Genomic DNA, 18,162 nt, shown 5'->3' on the forward strand with positions numbered 1-18,162 from the left:
TTGCGGCACGCAACACGCGGCAGAAGTGAGCAGCGACGATGCCTGAACAGAACGTTGCCCCTCTTTTTTCTCCGGCCGGCGCGGCTCAGTACGGCGTCTGGCTGACCGAGCGCCTGGAACTGGCGGGCCGTTGTTACCACATGCCGGTCCGTACGGTCTTCGACCGGGTCGACCCGGACGCCCTCGCCCAGGCGTGGGAGGACACGGTCGACCGTCATCCGGCCCTGGCCCGCGCGCTGGTGGAGCGGGACGGCCGGCTCGGCTCGGTGCCCGCGCCCACGCGGCCCTCCCTGGCCGTGACCGACGTGAGCACCGACACCGCGGGCGCCTACGCCGAGCGCGTCGAGGCCGAGATCGCCCGCCCCTTCCGGCTCGACACGGGCCCGCTGATCCGGGCCACCCTCTACCAACGCGCCAACGGAAGCGCCGAGTTGCTGACCGTCGCCCATCACGCGGTCTTCGACGGCACCTCGAAGGACGTGCTGCTCACCGATCTGGCGGACGCGTACACCGCACGCCTGCGGGGCGGGACACCCGTACGTCCGGCCGCCGTGGCGGCACCGCCGTCCCCCGAGCCCCCGGAATCGGTCGTCCGGGAAGCCGCCGAGTGGTACGGCGGGGGCACGGCGGCCGGCATGGTCGACGCGGCCGTCCTGCTGCCCGGTGTCCGACCCGCGGCCCAGGTCTCCGCGAGGGCCGCCGGGGCGGGGGAGAGCGTCGAACGGTGGCTCGAAGGGGCCGCGCACGACACCCTGCGCGCGGCGGCCGACAAAGCCGGCGTGACCGTCTTCGAACTGCTGCTCGCCACCGTCCACGCCCTGCTGCTGCGGTACGGCAACGAGGACGCGGCCGTCGGTGTGTCCCTCTCCACCCGCACCGCCGAACAGCGGGACGCCATCGGCCTGTACGTCAACGAACTCCCCGTCCGCGCACCGGCCGTGGACCCCGACACGACCGCACTGGCCGACCTCGCCACGGCGCTGCGCAAGGATCTGCGCACGCTCTACCGCTTCCGCGCGGTGCCGTACGGCGCCGTGGCACGGGGACTCGGCCCGCGCGTGGGCCTGACCCCCGTCACCCTCAGCTACCGAAGATCCGGCGCGGACCCGCACTTCGAGGGCGCGCGGACACGGGTCGACCGGGCCGTCTTCCACCGCGCCGCACGCTCCCCGCTCAACATCCAGGTCGTGGAGGAGTCCGCGCGCACGCTGATCGCGTTCCAGTACGACCCCGCCGTGCTGCCCCCGGCCGCCGCGGAACGCGTCGCGGGCCACTTCACCACCCTGCTGGACGCCGCGATCACCACGCCGGACCGCCCGCTCGCCCACCTGCCCCTGCTGGCCGGGGACGAACTGCGCCTCCTCACCGAGACCTGGCAGACGGCGGAACCCGGACCGGACGCCCGGCTCCCGGACGGCTTCGCGGGCGGCCTGACCGTGGTGGACCTGATGGAGCGTCAGGCAGACCTCACGCCGGACGCCGTGGCCGTCACCGCCACGGACACGACGCTCGACTTCCGTACCCTGCAAGCCCGTTCGGCCTCCCTGGCGGCCGTACTGAGAGCGCGCGGGATCGGCCCCGGGCAGCTGGTCGCCGTCCACTTGGACCGCACCTCCGCCCTCCCGGTCGCCCTGCTCGCCGTCCTGCTCACCGGCGCGGCCTACCTGCCGCTGGACCCCGGCTACCCCGCCGAGCGGCTCGCCTTCATCGCCGCCGACTCGGGCGCCTCCCTGCTCCTCGCGGACCGGCCGCCCGCCCCCGAACTGGCCGCCACCACACCGGTGTTGCTGCTGGACGACATCGCACCTCCGGCGGCGCACCGCGCGGCGGTGACCTGGGAGCCCGAGGCCAGGCCGGTGACGACGGACACCGCCTACGTCCTCTACACGTCGGGCTCCACCGGCCGCCCCAAGGGGGTGGCGGTCGGCCACCGCGCACTCGTCAACCTCCTCGGCTCGTTCGCCGGCCTGCTGGGCTCAGGACCCGGGCACGTCTGGCTCGGTCTGACCTCGCTCTCCTTCGACATCTCGGCGCTGGAGCTGTTCCTGCCGCTGATCACCGGCGGGCGCCTCGTACTCGCCCGGGACGGCCTGGCGACCGACGGACCGGGCCTGCTCCGGCTCGTCCGCGACGAGAAGGTCACCCACGCCCAGGCCACTCCCACCGGCTGGCAGGTGCTGCTGGCGGCGGAGCCGGGCCCCGCGGATCTCGCGGGGCTCACCGCCCTGGCCGGCGGTGAGCCGCTGCCGCTCCCGCTGGCGCGCGAACTGCGGTCCCTCGTGGGGCGGTTGTTCAACGTCTACGGCCCCACCGAGACGACGATCTGGTCGACCCGCGCCGAGATCCCCGCCGATCCGGTACGGGTCGGGATCGGCCGCCCGATCGCCCACACCCGCGCCCATGTGGTCGACCGGCACCTGCGGCTCGTCCCGGTCGGACAGGCCGGGGAGCTGCTGCTCGGCGGGGACGGCCTCGCCTTCGGCTACCTCGGCCGGCCCGAGCTGACCGCGGACCGCTTCGTGCCCGACCCGTACGGCCCGCCCGGGTCCCGTCTCTACCGCACCGGCGACCTCGCGGTCCGGACCGCCGACGGCGAACTGGAGTGCCTCGGCCGCATCGACCAGCAGGTCAAGATCCGGGGCCACCGGATCGAGCTGGGCGAGATCGAGGCGGTCCTGCTGGAGCACCCGGCGGTCGCGCGAGCCGCGGTCGCCGTCCACGAGGGCGGCGCCGACGGTCCCGTACTGGCCGCGTATCTGGTCCCCGCCGGAAGCGCGCCGGACGCCGACGCGCTGCGCGCGCACCTGCGGCGCACCCTGCCCGCGGTGATGTGCCCCCAGCGGTTCGTCACGCTGGAGGAGCTGCCGACGACCCCCAACGGCAAGCTCGACCGGCGCGCGCTGCCGGTGCCGGCGGCGGCCCCCACGGCCGCTTCCGCCGCCGCTCTGCCCGCCGCCGTCCCGACCGCCTCCGCCGGGGACGGGCTCGTCCCGGCCCTGTGCGCGATCTGGTGCGAGGTACTGGACCTGCCGGCCGTCGACCCCGAGGACGACCTCTTCGATCTGGGCGGCCACTCGCTGACGATCATCCGCATCGCCGCGCGCATCCGTGAATCCCTGGGTGTGGAGGTGGACTTCGACGTCTTCTTCGACACCCCGACGGTGGCGGGCATCGCCCGCGTGGTGAGCGCGTCGCGCTGATCGCGCGGCCCCTCCCCGGCGTCACAGGACCCCGCCCCGCCGGACCTCGCAGGCCCCGTCCGACCCCGTCCCACCCCGCTCGACCCCCGCGCCCCACCGCGTCCCCTGTGTCCACCGCGTCCCCTGTGCCCCATCGCAGGGCCGACGGCCTCGCCCCCTGGTCCGCCCCCGGGCGCCCAGCTCCGGCGATCCTGACCCGAACAGGACGACGATGACAGAAACACACCCCCCGACCACGGAGTGGTCGGAGGCAAAGCGGTCCCTGCTGGCCCAGCGCCTGCGCGGAGGCCGGGGCCGGGGCCGTACGGTCGGCCGCAGACCCGAGGGCACCGCGCCACCGCTCTCCAGCAGCCAGGAACGCCTCTGGTTCATGGAGCAGTTCACCCCCGGATCCACCGCCTACACCCTCGCCCCGGCCCGCCGCATCCGGGGCCCGTACGACCGGATCGCCCTCGACGCCGCCCTCACCGATCTGGTCGCCCGGCACGAAGTGCTCCGTACGGTCTTCCCCGCGACGGAGGACGGCACGGCCCACGCCGTGGTGGCCGAACCGGCCCCGTTCGGCGCGGAGTTCCTCGACCTGAGCCAGGAGCCCGACCCCGGGGCGCGCGAGGCACGGGCCGCCGAGGCCGTCGAGCAACTGCTTGCCCGGCCCTTCGAGTTGGCGGAAGGCCCGCTGCTGAGGGTCCTGCTCGTCAGGATCGGCGAGCACGACCACGTCCTCGCCCTGGCCATGCACCACATCGTCTGCGACGGCTGGTCCATCGACCTCCTCCAGCGGGAGGTGGACGCCCTCCACGCCCACCACGCCCACGGCACCCCGCACGGCCTGGCCGAACCCCAGCTCCAGTACGGCGACTACGCGGCCTGGCAGCGCGGAAGACTCACCGACGGCACCCTCACCGCTTCCCGCGACCACTGGCGGACCGAACTCGACGGGGTGCCCGCGCTGGAGCTGCCCGTCGACCGGCCACGGCCGCCGGCCTTCACCTTCGAGGGCGCCGCGCACGAGTTCCGCTGGGACCGCGCCCTGTCCGAGCGCGTCACCGAGGTCGCGGCGGCGTACGGCGCCTCCCGCTACATGGTGCTCATGGCCGCGTACCAAACACTGCTGTCCCGCCACAGCGGCCAGGGGGACTTCGCGGTCGGCTCGCCCGTGGCGGGCCGGCTGCACAGCGAACTGGAGCCGCTGGTCGGCATCTTCGTCAACATGCTGCCGATCAGGGCCCGGATCACCCCGGACCTGACCTTCGCGCGCCTGCTCGGGCAGGTCAGGGAACGGACCCTGGACGCGTACGCGCACCAGGAGGTGCCGTTCGAGCAGATCGTCAGCGACCTCGCGGTGGAGCGCGACGTCAGCCGCGCCGCCGTCTTCCAGGCCACCCTGGCCTTCCAGAACTACGGCGAGCCCGCCGTCGGGGCCGCGACCGGGGCGCCGCACGCGGAGGGATTCGGCTACCGCGCCACCACCACCCATCACGACCTCGCGCTGTATCTGCGGGACGAGGCGGACGGCGGGGTGTACGGCCTGTTCACCTACCGCACCGACCTGTTCGGGCCCACGACGGTCGAGCGGCTCGCCGAGCGCTTCCAGGTCCTGCTGACCGCCGCCCTCGCCGACCCGGGACGCGCCCTCGGCGCCCTGCCCCTGCTGGCCGACGGCGAGCGCGCCCGGCTGGCCGCGTGGTCCGCAGGACCGCCCCTGATGAGTCAAGATGCGCGCACGCTCTCCGAGTTGCTCTCCCGGGCGGCGGCGGAGAACCCCGGAGCCGTGGCGCTGACGGACGGCCGGGACAGCCTCTCGTACGGGGAACTGGAACGCCGCTCGACCGGCCTCGGACACCGGCTCAGAGCACTCGGCGTCGGCCCCGGCGCCGTCGTCGCCCTCTGCCTGGAGCAGTCCCCTGAGCTGGCCGTCGCCATGCTCGGCGTCCTCAAGGCCGGTGCCGCGTATCTGCCGCTCGACCCCGAACAGCCCACCGCCCGGGTGGAGTTCCTGCTCGCCGACGCCGGCGTGGCGGTGCTCGTCACCGATCCCGTACTGGCGGCGAAGGCCCCCGGATTCCGGGGAAGCGTCCTCCACCTGGACCCGGCGGCGGAGACCGCCGGGGGCGCCGAGCCGCTGCCTCGGACCGCGGGTCCCGATGACCTGGCCTACGTCATCTACACCTCGGGCTCCACCGGAACGCCCAAGGGCGTGGCCGTCCAGCACCGGCAGATCCTCGCCTACCTGGCGGGCGCGCGGGAGCGGCTGCGCATCGAGGACCACGGCGTGTACGGGCTGCTCCAGTCGCTCGCCTTCGACTTCAGCATCACCCTGCTCTACCTCGGCCTGTCCACCGGCGGCCGGGTGCACCTGCTGCCACGCCGCATATCGGGCGCCGAACTCGCCGACCGCATGGAGGAGTCGGGCATCGACTACCTCAAGATGACCCCCTCCCACCTGGCCGCGCTGACGGCCGACGCATCCGCCGAGCGTCTCCTGCCACGCAAGGCGCTGGTGCTGGGCGGCGAGGCGTCCCCGGCGGCGTGGGCGAGCGGCCTCGCCGCCCTGGGCCGGTGCGCGGTGTTCAACCACTACGGCCCCACCGAGACCACGGTCGGTGTCACCGTCCACGAGGTCACCCCGGACGGCCCGCACCACGGCTCCACCCCGATCGGCCGGCCGCTCGCCGGGACGCGGACCCATGTCCTCGACGCCGCGCTGCGGCCCGTACCCCCCGGGGTCACCGGCGAACTGCACATCGGCGGCGACCGGTTGGCCCGGGGCTACCTCGGCCGCCCCGACCTCACGGCCGACCGGTTCGTGCCGGACCCGTTCACCGACGAGCCCGGCGCGCGGATGTACCGTACGGGCGATCTCGTACGCCAACGGGCCGACGGCGAGCTGGAGTTCCTCGGCCGCGCCGACCACCAGATCAAGGTACGGGGCTACCGCGTCGAGCCCGGCGAGATCGAGGCGGCGCTCAGCGCCGTGGACGGCGTCGGACAGGCGGTTGTCGTCGCCCGGGGCGAGGGCGTGAAACAACAGCTGGTCGGCTACCTGGAACGATCGGGCGACAGCGAACCGCCCGCCCCGGCCGAGCTGCGCACCCGCCTGCTCGACCTCCTGCCGGACTACATGATCCCGGCGCGGTACGTCGTCCTCGACCGGCTCCCGCTGCTCGCGCACGGCAAGGTCGACCGCGCCGCGCTGCCCGCGCCCGAGGACAATGGGGCCGGTACGGGGGAGCACCTTCGGCCCGAGGGCGAGACGGAGGAGCTGATCGCGTCCCTCTGGGCCGACCTGCTCGATGTGGAGCGGATCGGCGCGCTGGACGACTTCTTCGTCCTCGGCGGCCACTCGCTCATGGCCACCCAGGTGGTCGCCCGGCTGCGCCGCGCGCTGCCCGAACAGGCCGCGGGACTGGGGGTGATGGACCTCTTCCAGCACGCGACCGTACGGGCGCTGGCCGCCCTGCTCAGCTCGTCCGAGGAGGACCGGGGCCCGCGCAGGCTGCTGCACCGGCTCACCCCGCCCCGTACCCGTACCACCGGCAGTGTGATCTGCGCGCCCTACGGCGGCGGCAGCGCGCTCATCTACAAACCGCTGGCGGACGCGCTGCCGGCGGACTGGGCGCTGCACTCGCTCGCCGTACCGGGACACGAACTGGGCGAGGAGGCACGGCCGTTCGACCAGGTGGCGGCGGAGACGGCACAGGAGATCCTGGACGGCGTCGAGGGCCGGATCGTGCTCTACGGCCACTGCGGGCTCGGCGTCATGCTGATCGTCGAGGTCGCGCGGCGGCTGGAGGCGGCGGGCCGGGTCGTGGACGCCGTCCATCTCGGCGGCATCTTCCCCTTCGCCCGTCCGGAGAGCCGGGGCGCCGCGCTCGCGGAACGCTTCTCTGCGCTGGTGGACCGGCTGCGCAGCGACCAGGACATGGTCAACGCGCTGACGGCCGCGGGCCTCGACACCGACGACTTCAGCTCCGAGCAGCTGAGGCTGATCGTCCACAACCGGCGTACCGGCACGAAGGAGGCCGAGCGCTACTTCGGGGAGCTGTTCCGCACCGAGGGCGGGCGGCTGCGGGCGCCGGTCATCGCGGTGGCGGGCGACCGTGACCCCGCGACGGAGTTCTACCAGGAGCGCTACCGGGAGTGGCACCGCCTCACCGACACCGCCGGTGTGGTGGTGCTGGACGAGGCCGGGCACTTCTTCCTCAAGTACCGCGCGGAGGAACTGGCCGTTGTCCTCACCGAGGTGGCCCCGGCCATCGCGGAGGGCGCCGACCGGCGCCATGCCCGTACACCCGGGGCCACCTGGTGGCTGGAGGGGGTGTCGCGGGAGGGGGACACCGGTCCGGTTCCGGCGGGTGAGGACGGTGCGGCACGGGAGGCAGAGGCCGAGCGCGCTGACCGTACGACCGTACGCCCCAGCCTCGGCCGCTTCCTGGCCGTCGCCACCGGCCAGCAGGTCTCGATGATCGGCTCGGCCCTGACCGAGTTCGCGCTTCCCCTCTGGATCTACCTCAGGACCGGCTCCCTGGCCAGCTTCGGCCTGCTCGCCGCCTGCGCCCTCGTCCCCGGCATCCTCGCCGCCCCCCTCGCCGGCGCCGTCGTCGACCGCGGCGACCGCCGCAAAGTCATGCTCGCCGGTGACCTCGCGGCCGGCGCCACCCAGGCCGCCCTGCTCGTCCTCTACCTCACCGACAGCCTCCAGGTCTGGCACGCCTACGTCCTGATCGGCCTCCTCTCCCTCTCCCTCGTCTTCCAGCGCTTCGCCTGGGGCTCGTCGGTGCCCCAACTCGTACCCAAGCGTTTCCTCGGCCGCGCCAACGGCGTGACCCAAATGGCCCTGGGCTTCGCCCAGTTCCTCGTCCCGCTGTTCGCGGTCGGGCTGCTGGCGGGCATCGGACTCGGCGGCATCCTCGTCCTCGACGTGGTCAGCTACACCGCCGCCGTCGCGATCACCCTCGCCGTACGGTTCCCGAAGGCCATGGCCGCCGTGCGCAGGGAGAGTGTGCTGGAGGAGATCAAGGGCGGGTTCCGGCGTGCGCTCGGCAGCCGCCACTTCCGCGCGATGCTGCTGTTCTTCGCCGCCCTCAACATCTTCCTCTCCCCGCTCTTCCTCCTCACCACCCCGCTGGTGCTCTCCTTCGCCGACCTGGCCGCCACCGGCTGGGTGGCGGTCGCTGCGGGAGCGGGCGCCGTCGTCGGCGGACTCACCCTGCTCATCTGGGGCGGTCCCCGCCACCACCGCCTGCGCGGTGTCCTGTACGCCACGGCGGGCCTGGCCGTCGCCTGCGTCCTCACCGGGCTGCGCCCCTCGCTGCCGCTGGTCGCCCTCGGGGCGTTCGGGATGACGCTCGGACTGGCGCTGCTCAACGGCACGTACGCGACGATCATCCAGACCAAGGTGCCGCTGCGCTTCCACGGCCGGATCATCGCCGTCAACACCATGGTCGCCTGGTCCACCCTGCCGGTCGGTTTCGCCGTGATCGCCCCGCTCGCACCCGGCCTGCTCCAGCCGCTGATGGAGGAGCACGGCGCGCTCGCCGGCACCGTCGGCCAGGTCATCGGCACCGGCGAGGGCCGGGGGATCGGTCTGCTCTATCTGCTCTTCGGCCTCGCGATGGCCCTGCTCGCGCTGATCTGCCTGCGGATCCCCGTGCTCGCCCGGTTCGACCGCGAGGTGCCCGACGCCGTCTCGGACGACCTAATCGGCCTGGAGACCCTGCAAGCCCGTACGACCCCGCAAGCCCGCACGACCCCGCAAGCCGCTACGACCCCGCAAGCCCGTACGAAGGACAAGGTGGCCCATGACAGCGGCCGTTGACCCGACGCCGGCGCCGTTCCAGGCGCCGGTCCCGACGCACCCCGAGCGGCACACCACCGACTACCCGCTGACGGTAGATCAGCGCCGGTTGTGGTTCCTGCAACAGCTCGACCCCACCGACACCGGCTACCACCTGTATCTCGTACGGCGCTGGCGCGGCCCGCTCGACGTCCGCGCCCTGCGCACGGCCCTGGACGCCCTCACGGCCCGCCACGAGATCCTCCGTACCCGGTTCGTGGTGGTCGGCGACGGGCCCCGGCAGGTGGTCGACCCGCCCGCCCCCGTGCCGCTCGTCCGCCACGATGTGTCCCCGGCCGGGGAGGACGACGTCGAGCGGGCCCTGACCGAGGCGGTGGCGCCGTACGTCAACACGCCCTTCGACCTCGCGGCCGGACCGCCGCTGCGCGCCGTGCTGGTCCGCGCGGGAGAACACGAGCACGCCCTGTGCCTCGTGCTGCACCACATCGCGGGCGACGGCTGGTCGGCCGGCGTGCTCTGGCACGAACTGCTGACGCTGTACGGGGCCGCGCTGACGGACTCCGTACCGCGACTGCCCGTCCTGGCCATCCAGTACGGCGACCACGCGCGCGCCGAGGAGTCGCGGCTGGGCCCCGACGAGCGGGAGCGGGCGTACGTCCACTGGCGGGACCGGCTGGCCGGCGCCGAGCCCCTCCGGCTGCCGCTGGACCGTCCCCGGCCGGCGGATCCGCTGCGGCCCGCCGGATTTGTGGACATCGCGCTGGGCCCCGAACTCACCCACGCCGTCGACCAGTTGGCCCGGCAGGAGCGCTGCACCCCCTTCATGGTGCTCCTCACCGCCTACCAGAGCGTGCTGGGCCGCTGGTGCGGCCAGGACAACTTCACGGTCGGTACGCCGCTCGCGGGCCGGGCCGACGTGGCGCACGAGGCGCTGATCGGCTACTTCACCCGGACCGCCGTGATCCGCGCGGACCTGCGGGGTGACCGGGGCCATGGACCCGACTTCCGTACGGTGCTGCGACGGGTCCGGTCCGCGACCATGGGCGCGCTCGCCCACCAGGACGTGCCGCTGGAGCGGCTGGCGGCGGATCTGGGCGAACCGCCCGGCGGGCTGCCGTTCAGGACGCTGTTTGTGCTCCAGAGCCAGCACGAGACGGGCGGAGGCGCCGGGGAACCCCAACTCCCCGCTGGCGTGACCCTGTTGTCCCTGGACTCGGGCTTCGCCCAGGCCAAGGCCGATCTGTTGCTGGACACATGGCGTACGGAGACCGGGCTGACCTGCTCCTTCTCCTACGACGGGGAGCTGTTCGACCGGTCGACGGTCGAGACCCTGGCCCGCCGCTACCGCACCGTGCTGACCCGGGCCACCGCCGATCCGCTCCTGCCCGTGCACGGCGACTGGCTGCTCGACGCGGCGGAGCGGGCCGCCGTGCTCGCGCGCGGCACCGGACCACGGCTGGACCCCGGCCGCCGTACGGTACCGGCCCGCTTCGCCGAACAGGTCGCCCTGCGGCCCGACGCGCCCGCTCTGGCGCTCGGCGACGACACCCTCTCGTACGGCGAACTGGACCGCCGTTCCTCGCTGTTGGCCGCGCGGATCGGACCGCTGGAGGGTGGGGTGGCCGCTGTACGGATCGCTCCGTCCTACGCGTTGGTGATCGCGCTCCTGGCGGTGTGGAAGGCGGGCGGCGGCTACCTGCCGCTGGACGAGGCGTATCCGCCGGAGCGGTTGCGGCAGCTGGTCGGGGACGGGGGAGCGCGGCTGCTGATCACGGCGGGGGAGGTGCCTGACCTGGGGATACCGGCCGTGGCCGTCCCCACGGAGTGGCTCGGCGGCCCGGCGGTCCCGGTGGAGGACCCGTCTGCCGGTACGTGGCCGGACGTCGTCGCGAGCGATCCGGCGTACGTGCTGTTCACCTCGGGGTCCACCGGGCGGCCCAAGGGAGTGGTGGTCGAACAGGGCGCGCTGGCCGACCGGGTGGAGTGGATGACCGGGACGGCGACGACGCCTACGGCGACGACGGTTACGGCGACGACCGGGACGGCCGACGGGGAGGGGTACGGCCTTCGGCCCGGCGACCGGATCGTCCAGTTCGCCTCCATCGGCTTCGACACCCACGCCGAGGAGATCTGGCCCGCCCTGGCGTCCGGCGCCTGCTGCGTCCTGCTGCCCGGCGGCTCCCGTACGCTCCCCGACGTCCTGCGCACGGAGCGCGGCGCGGGTGTCACGGTCCTCGACCTGCCCACCGCGTACTGGCACGAACTCGTCCTGATGGAGGACGAGTTCACCTGGCCGGCCGATCTGCGTCTGGTGGTGCTCGGGGGCTCGGCCGTGGACGGCACCGTACTGGCGCGCTGGCACGCGCGGCACGGCGGGCGGGTCCGGCTGGTGAACACGTACGGTCCGACGGAGGCGACGGTGATCGCCACGAGCGCGGACCTGTCGGTGCCTTCGGGAGGTGCCGTCGCGCGGCCGCCGATCGGCCGGCCGCTGGCCGGGGTGCGCTGCCATGTGCTGGACGAACGGCTCGGGTTGGTGGCCGACGGCACCGAGGGTGAACTCTTCCTCGGTGGAAGCGGGTTGGCCCGGGGGTACGCGGGCCGGCCCGACCTGACGGCGGAGCGCTTCCTGCCGGATCCGTTCGCGGCGGACGGCGGCCGGATGTACCGCACGGGCGACCGGGTGCGCCGACTGCCGGACGGGGAGCTGGAGTTCCTCGGGCGGACGGACGGGCAGGTGAAGCTGCGCGGCTACCGGATCGAGCCCGGCGAGGTGGAACACGCGCTGACGAGCCACCTGGCTGTGGCGCAGGCGTTGGTGGTGCTTCGGGAGGAGCGGCTGCTGGGCTATGTGGTCCCGGCGCCCGGTGGGACGCCCGTCGTCCCCGAACTCCTCGCACACCTGGAGGGGTTGCTCCCGGCCTTCATGGTGCCCAGCGGTCTGGCGGTCCTCGACCGGCTGCCGCTGACGGTCAACGGCAAGCCGGACGTCTCGGCGCTGCCGCTGCCGGGCCCCTCCGCCGCGGCGCCCGCGTTTGTCCCGCCCCGCACGGACGCGGAGGCGCTGGTCGCGGAGCTGTGGGAGGAGGTGCTGGGCGTCGAACGGGTGGGCGCCCTGGACGACTTCTTCTCACTCGGCGGCGATTCCCTGCGGGTCACGCGGGTGGCGGCGAGGATCCGCTCGGTGGCGGGCCTGGAGATCAGCATCCGGGACGTCTTCGACCACCGGGTGCTTTCCGACTTGGCGGCGCGCGTGGAGGAGCTGCTGATCGCGGAGATCGACGCGCTGTCGGAGGGGGAGGCGGCGGAGCGGTTGTCGCCGTGAGGCGACGGCTGTGCGTGTCCCCCTGTTTGCTGGCCCCCCACCTTTGACTCATGTCCCACATCCCCAGGAGGAACGATGTTTGCTGTGGTCGTCAACCACGAGGAGCAGTACTCGGTCTGGCCGACCGATCAGGAGATCCCGGCGGGGTGGCGGGCGGAGGGGACGAGGGGGACGCGGGAGGAGTGCCTGGCGAGGATCGGGGAGGTGTGGACGGACTTGCGCCCGTTGAGCGCGCGCGCCTGACTCAGCGGGTGGCGTTGCGCGGTACGCCGCCGCGTGGGCGTTGTCCTCAATCGCCGGACGGGATGTATGCGCCCGCGCGGGCCGGTGGGTGGGTGTCCTCAAGCGCCGGACGGGCTTGAGGTGCCCGCCTGGCGCCGGAGGGCATGCGCGGGGGAACGCCGGACCGGCCTGATCTGTTCGTCCGGCGTCGGAGGCAAATCAAGCCTGTCCGGCGATTGAGGACGACGCCGCGTCAGCGGCGGTTCGGTTGTGGGGCGCCGCACGCCGCCTCCAGTGCGCTCACGAACTCCGCCGCCAGCGCCGCGACAACGCGTTCTTCGAACGCCAGCGCGTTGTACTGGAGCCAGCACGCCAAACCGCCCCCCGGCTGCTCCACCACCGTCAGCTCCGGAACCCCCCGGTCCCCGCCCGGCAAGGGCCACGGCACCGTCGTGCCGCGTGGCAGTTCCCAGGGGGCGCAGCGCAGACCCGGGAGTTGGGCGGGCGCGGTCCACGCCTCGTACCGGAGCCACGCCGCGAACGGCGCCGCCGGGCTGAACTCCGCGAACGGGTACAACTGGTGGTCCAGCGCCTCCGTCGCCGTGACCCGCAACCGGTCCAGCAGCTCCGCGAAGCCCGGGCTCCCCGACGCGTCCACCCGGAGCAGCAACGACTGTACGAAACAGCCGACCACGTGCTCCGCGTCCGGACGCGGCCGGCCGGGGACGGGTGTCATCAGGACCAGTTCGCTCTGCCCGCTCCGGGCCGCCAGCAACCCCGTCCACGCCGCCGTCACCGCCAGGAAGGGCGTCGCTCCCAGCTCGGCCGCCCGCGCCCGCAGGGCCTCCGCCCACTCGGCCGGCAGGTCGAACCGGTACGCCTTGGTGAGGACTTCCGCCACCTCCCGGCGCCCCGGGAACACCTCCACCGCGGGCGGCGCGCCCGCGAGCGCGGCGGCGAAGTGACTCCGCGACTGCGGCCAGTGCGCGTGGGACCACTCCACCAACTCCCGGTAGCCGGGCCCCGACCGCACCGGCGGCGCCGTCCGCCCGCGCCGCAGCGCCGAGTAGAGCACCCCCAGGTCCGACAACAGCACACCCACCGACCAGCCGTCGCTGACCATGTGATGGGCCGCCAGCAGGACCACATGGTCCTCCGGCCCCCGCGTCACCACCAGCAGTCGCGCCATCGGATCCCGCGCCAGATCCGTCAGCCGGTCCCGCTCGGCGAGCAGCAGCTCGTCCACCTCCGCGTCGCTCGCGCCGGGCGCCTCGCGCAGGGTGATCCGTACGGCCGGCTCCTCGTCCAGCACCACCCGTACCACCCCGGGCTCCCCCGCCACCGGTTCGAAGCGGGTCCGCAGCGCGGGATGCCTGCGCACCGCCTCGGCCAGCGCCCGCCCCAGGGTGTCCGGCTCCAGCCGGTCCGTGACCCGGAACAGCGCGGTGACCGCGCCCGCGTCCCGGCCGGGCGCCTCCGCCATCCAGCGGAAGAAGTTCTCCTGCTGGGAGGTGAGCGGGACGGCGTGCGCCTGGGCGCGGAGGCGCCTGAGGTACGGCGTCACCGTGGCGGTGGACGTGGCGGTGGACGTGGAGGCGGCCGAGTCGGGGGCGCTGGTCGTGGCGGTCCCACTCCCCGCGGCAGCCCCCTCCCGCCCATCCACCCACGCCGCCTGCGCCCGCAGCGAAGGGCGTTCGAAGATCAGCGCGGTTCCCGCCCGTACCCCGAACTCCGCGTCCAGCGCAGCCGCCAGCTGCACCGCCCGGAACGAGTCCCCGCCGAGTGCGAAGAACTCCGCGGACACGTCCGCCACCGCCCGGCCCAGCAGCCTGCGCCAGATCGCCGCCAGCCGCAGTTCGGTGGGGGTGGAGGGCGTGACGACCGCCGCCGCCCCCGCCGCCGGTGCGTCGAACAGCGGGCGCAGCAGGTGCTTGACCACCTTGCCGGTCGGGTTCTTCGGCAGCCGGTCCACGAGCAGGATGCGGAGGGGGAGTTCGGGGCGGCTCAGGCGCGCGCTCAGGAAGAGCCGCAGCTCGTCGAGGTCCAGACCGTCCCGGCCCGGTACGACCACGGCCACCGGCACCGCGCCCATCACCGCGTGCGGCAGCCCGAGCGCCGCCGCGTCGGCCACGCGCGGGTGTTCGTGCAGGACCTCCTCGATCCGCAGCGTCGAGACCTTCAGCGCACCGGACTTGATGACATCGCTCTCCCGGTCGACCAGGTACAGACGGCCCCCGTCGTCCACCCGCCCCAGGTCCCCCATCCGCACCCACCCGTCACGGAACACCCGCGCGTTGTCCGCCGCGCCGGGAGCCGCGCCCATACCGGCACCCATACCGGCACCCGCACCGGCACCCGCCCCGGGGCCCCCGCCGAGGTAGCCGCGCGGCGGCCCCGGCTGGCGCAGCCACACCTCACCGACCTCGCCCACCGCCAGTTCCCGCCCCTCCGCGTCGAGGATCCGCAGGTCGGCGGGGTCGGCCGGGCGGCCCACCGACCCGGGGTGCCGGGCGTCGACGATCGCGGAGATCTGCGCGGGAGCGGCCTCCGCCGAGGTGTACGTGTTCACCAGGGTGGCCCCGGGCAGCGCCGCGGCCAGGGCGGTGGCGACGGGACCCGGCAGCGCGGCGGCCGACGAACTGACCAGCAGCACACTGGAGAGGTCGTACGTACGCGCCGTGCCCGCGTTGAGCAGTTCGACGGCCATCGACGGGACGAGGAACACCGTGCCGACCCCGAACTCCTCGACGGTACGGCCGAATTCATCCGCGTCGAAGCGGGGGAGGACCAAGGTGGCAGGCGCCCCCGTGAGGGCGTTCATCAGCATCACCTGCCCGGCGTTCGTGCCGAGGGGGAACGCGTGCAGCGCGTGCCGGGAGTGCGCGTACGGCCGGGGGCGGGGGTTGAGGGTCAGCCCCGCCGTCAGGTTGCCGTGTGCGGCGAACACGCCCTTCGGCGCACCGGTGGTGCCGGACGTGCCGATCACCTGGGCCTGGTCCAACGGGCCCACCCGGTACGGGGGTTCGGACGGTGTTGCCTGATGCTTCGTCAGGAGATCGGACAGGAGCAGGTCCACCGTGCCGGGCAGAGCACGGGGAGCGGGCGACGACGCCACCGGCCCGGCTCCCGCGTCACGCACCACCGTCCCCGCCTCGGCCAGCGCCGCGAGCCTCGCCGCCTCCGGCTCCGCGAGATCCTCCCGTACGGGCACCGGAACCCCGCCCGCGTACTGCACGGCGAGGAACGCGACGGCGAACCGTTCCCACGCGTCGTTCCGGAAGCGCAGGGCGACCCGCGCCCCCGGCCGTACCCCCGCCTCCGCCAGGCCCACGGCCGCCCTCAGCGCCGAGTCCCGCCACTGCCGGTACGTGACCGAGCCACCGCCGACGACCCGGAGCGCGAGCCGGTCGGGGTGTTCGGCGGCCCGCGCGTCGAGCAGCTCGGGAACGGTCGACGCGGGAACGGCCGGCGGGCGGGCGGTACGCGGGGTGCTGGGCGCGGAGCGGGTGATGACGACCTCCAGGTGCGGCTTCGGCGAGCGACCCCACTTCGCGGACAGCCCTGGCGGGCTCGCCCCGGCGGACACGCCGCATCGCCGAACCACTCCCCGGGGAAGAGAAGTTGGCGACCATGGCGTCAGCGCCCGCGGCTCCGCTATGGTCTGGACCAATGCGCGGTCTTCGTCAGAATATCGGCGCTGTGTCGCAGTTGTGTCGCACCCGCCACCTCTACGCCCAGGAGCGGACCACGTGGCCGTCACCCACCCCCGAACCCCCGCTGATGCGAGCCGAGGCGCCGGTACGAGCCGAGGCGCCGGTACGACCCCTGGCGCCGGTACGAGCACAAGCACCGGCACCGGATCCGCCGCCGGCCGTCACCTCGCCGAACTGCTCGCCCGCCCCGGCCCGTATCGCGACCGCTGGCTCCGCCAGGTCGTCCGCGCCACCCCCGAACCGGTCAACCAGGCTGCCGTGGCACGGGTGTTGGCTCACTGGCTCTGGCTCAACGGCGACGCCGCCGGAAGCGAACTCCTGCCCCGCGCCCTGCGCGACCGGGTCTCCCGCGCGCTCGGCGGACACCTGCTGTCGGCCGACACCCTGCGCCTGTTCACGGCGGCCTTCACGATGGACGAACAGGACGAGACCGCCCTCTGGACCCTGCTGGACGAGAGATCCCCGTACGGGCGATGACGCGCGTCCCACCACCGGGCCGCGTGTCACGCCCCGGCATACCCTGGAGCGGGCGGACGGGCTCCACGGCCGACCGCCGGAACAAGCGGCAGGGACAGCACGGGCACGGACAGCACGGGCACGGACAGCACGGGCACGGACAGCACCGACACGGACAGCGCAGCACGGACAGCACCAGCATGGACAGCACCGACACGGAGGCACGGCGATGAGCGGCACGGACCCGGCCGGCAGGCGGCAGATCCCGGTGGTCGTGCTCACCGGCTTCCTCGGCTCCGGCAAGACGACCCTCCTCAACCACCTGCTCCGCAACCGCGCGGGCCGCCGGATCGCGGTCGTGGTCAACGACTTCGGCGCCATCGAGATCGACTCCATGACCGTCGCAGGACAGGTCGGCTCCACCGTCTCGTTCGGCAACGGCTGTCTGTGCTGCGCCGTGGACGCGAGCGAACTCGACGGCTACCTGGAGCGCCTCACCCGCCCCGAGGCGAAGATCGACATCATCGTCATCGAGGCGAGCGGTCTCGCCGAGCCGCAGGAACTGGTCCGGATGATCCTGACCGGCGACCATCCGGGCACGGTGTACGGGGGACTCGTCCAGGTCGTCGACGCCGCCGAGTTCGACACCACCCGCACCCGCCACCCCGAGATCGACCGTCACCTGGCCCTCGCTGACCTGGTCGTCCTCAACAAGACCGACCGGGTGGTGGAGGGCGACCGGCGGCGCATCCGCTCCGCCCTGGGCGAGCTGAGCCCCGGGACGCCGGTGATCTCCTCCTCGTACGGACGGATCGATCCGGAGCTGCTCTTCGACCCGGCGGTCAGGTCCGCCGAGGACGAGAAGGTACGTCAGCTGACGTTCGAGGACCTGTACGCGGACGAGCCCCACCCGCACCACGCCGGAACCGGCCCCCACGACGGCCATCCGCACGCCGCCTACGACACCGTGTCGTTCACGGCCACCGCCCCGATGGACCCCCGCCGCGTCATGCGGTTCCTGGACTCACGGCCCGAAGGGCTCTACCGCATCAAGGGATTTGTCGACTTCGGCGACGGCGACCCGGCGAACCGCTACGCCCTGCACACCGTCGGCCGCTTCCTGCGCTTCCACCCGGAGCCCTGGGGCCCCGGCGAGGAACGCCTCACCCAACTGGTCCTGATCGGCGCGGGCATCGACGGGGACGTCCTCCTCAAGGAGCTGGCGGCCTGCCAGGGCCCCGCCGCGCGGGACGCCGCCGACGACCGTGCGATGTGGGGCGTCATGCGTTACGTACCGTCCGACGAGGACAGTCCGGACGTGCCACCGACCACCACCGCACCCGACACCACCGCACCCGATCCGCGATCGCCGGACGGACCCGAAGGCCCGCCCGGCGACTGAAGGCCCGGCCGCCGGTCGCGGAGGAGGCGTCAGCCCCACGCGACCGG

7 protein-coding genes are annotated in these 18,162 nt (G+C 73.8%); 6 read left to right on the top strand and 1 reads right to left on the bottom strand.

Annotated elements, in window-relative coordinates; translation table 11 throughout:
- Positions 1–38 precede the first annotated feature (38 nt).
- From ACIO1C_RS29365 to ACIO1C_RS29380, 4 genes are all read left to right on the top strand, one after another.
- The gene (locus ACIO1C_RS29365; protein ID WP_401868908.1) at positions 39–3,200 is read left to right on the top strand and encodes an amino acid adenylation domain-containing protein; all 3,162 of its coding nucleotides are present in this window, start codon (positions 39–41) and stop codon (positions 3,198–3,200) included.
- A gap of 211 nt (positions 3,201–3,411) precedes the next feature.
- Positions 3,412–9,018 (top strand): amino acid adenylation domain-containing protein, encoded by a 5,607-nt coding sequence (locus ACIO1C_RS29370; RefSeq protein ID WP_401868911.1) that lies wholly within the window; start codon positions 3,412–3,414, stop codon positions 9,016–9,018.
- The gene (locus ACIO1C_RS29375) at positions 9,002–12,322 is read left to right on the top strand and encodes an amino acid adenylation domain-containing protein (protein WP_401868914.1); all 3,321 of its coding nucleotides are present in this window, start codon (positions 9,002–9,004) and stop codon (positions 12,320–12,322) included. The genes ACIO1C_RS29370 and ACIO1C_RS29375 overlap by 17 nt, the downstream gene beginning before the upstream one ends.
- A gap of 75 nt (positions 12,323–12,397) precedes the next feature.
- Complete coding sequence (locus ACIO1C_RS29380) at positions 12,398–12,565, top strand: MbtH family protein (RefSeq protein ID WP_401868917.1); 168 nt, start codon at positions 12,398–12,400, stop codon at positions 12,563–12,565.
- A gap of 232 nt (positions 12,566–12,797) precedes the next feature.
- Here ACIO1C_RS29380 and ACIO1C_RS29385 read toward each other — a convergent pair whose 3' ends face one another.
- A complete protein-coding gene (locus tag ACIO1C_RS29385) occupies positions 12,798–16,130 on the bottom strand; it encodes an AMP-binding protein (protein ID WP_401868919.1) in 3,333 nt (1,110 codons plus the stop codon).
- 163 nt (positions 16,131–16,293) lie between these two features.
- Between ACIO1C_RS29385 and ACIO1C_RS29390 the strand changes: the two genes are divergently transcribed.
- Together ACIO1C_RS29390 and ACIO1C_RS29395 are read left to right on the top strand one after the other, a co-directional pair.
- Positions 16,294–16,734: a hypothetical protein gene (locus ACIO1C_RS29390; protein ID WP_401868922.1), complete on the top strand. Its 441-nt coding sequence runs from the start codon at positions 16,294–16,296 to the stop codon at positions 16,732–16,734.
- A gap of 208 nt (positions 16,735–16,942) precedes the next feature.
- A complete protein-coding gene (locus ACIO1C_RS29395) occupies positions 16,943–18,115 on the top strand; it encodes a CobW family GTP-binding protein (protein ID WP_401868925.1) in 1,173 nt (390 codons plus the stop codon).
- Positions 18,116–18,162: the final 47 nt, after the last annotated feature.

The sequence above is a fragment of the Streptomyces sp. NPDC087420 genome (assembly GCF_044744165.1).
Taxonomy (GTDB): Bacteria; Actinomycetota; Actinomycetes; order Streptomycetales; family Streptomycetaceae; genus Streptomyces.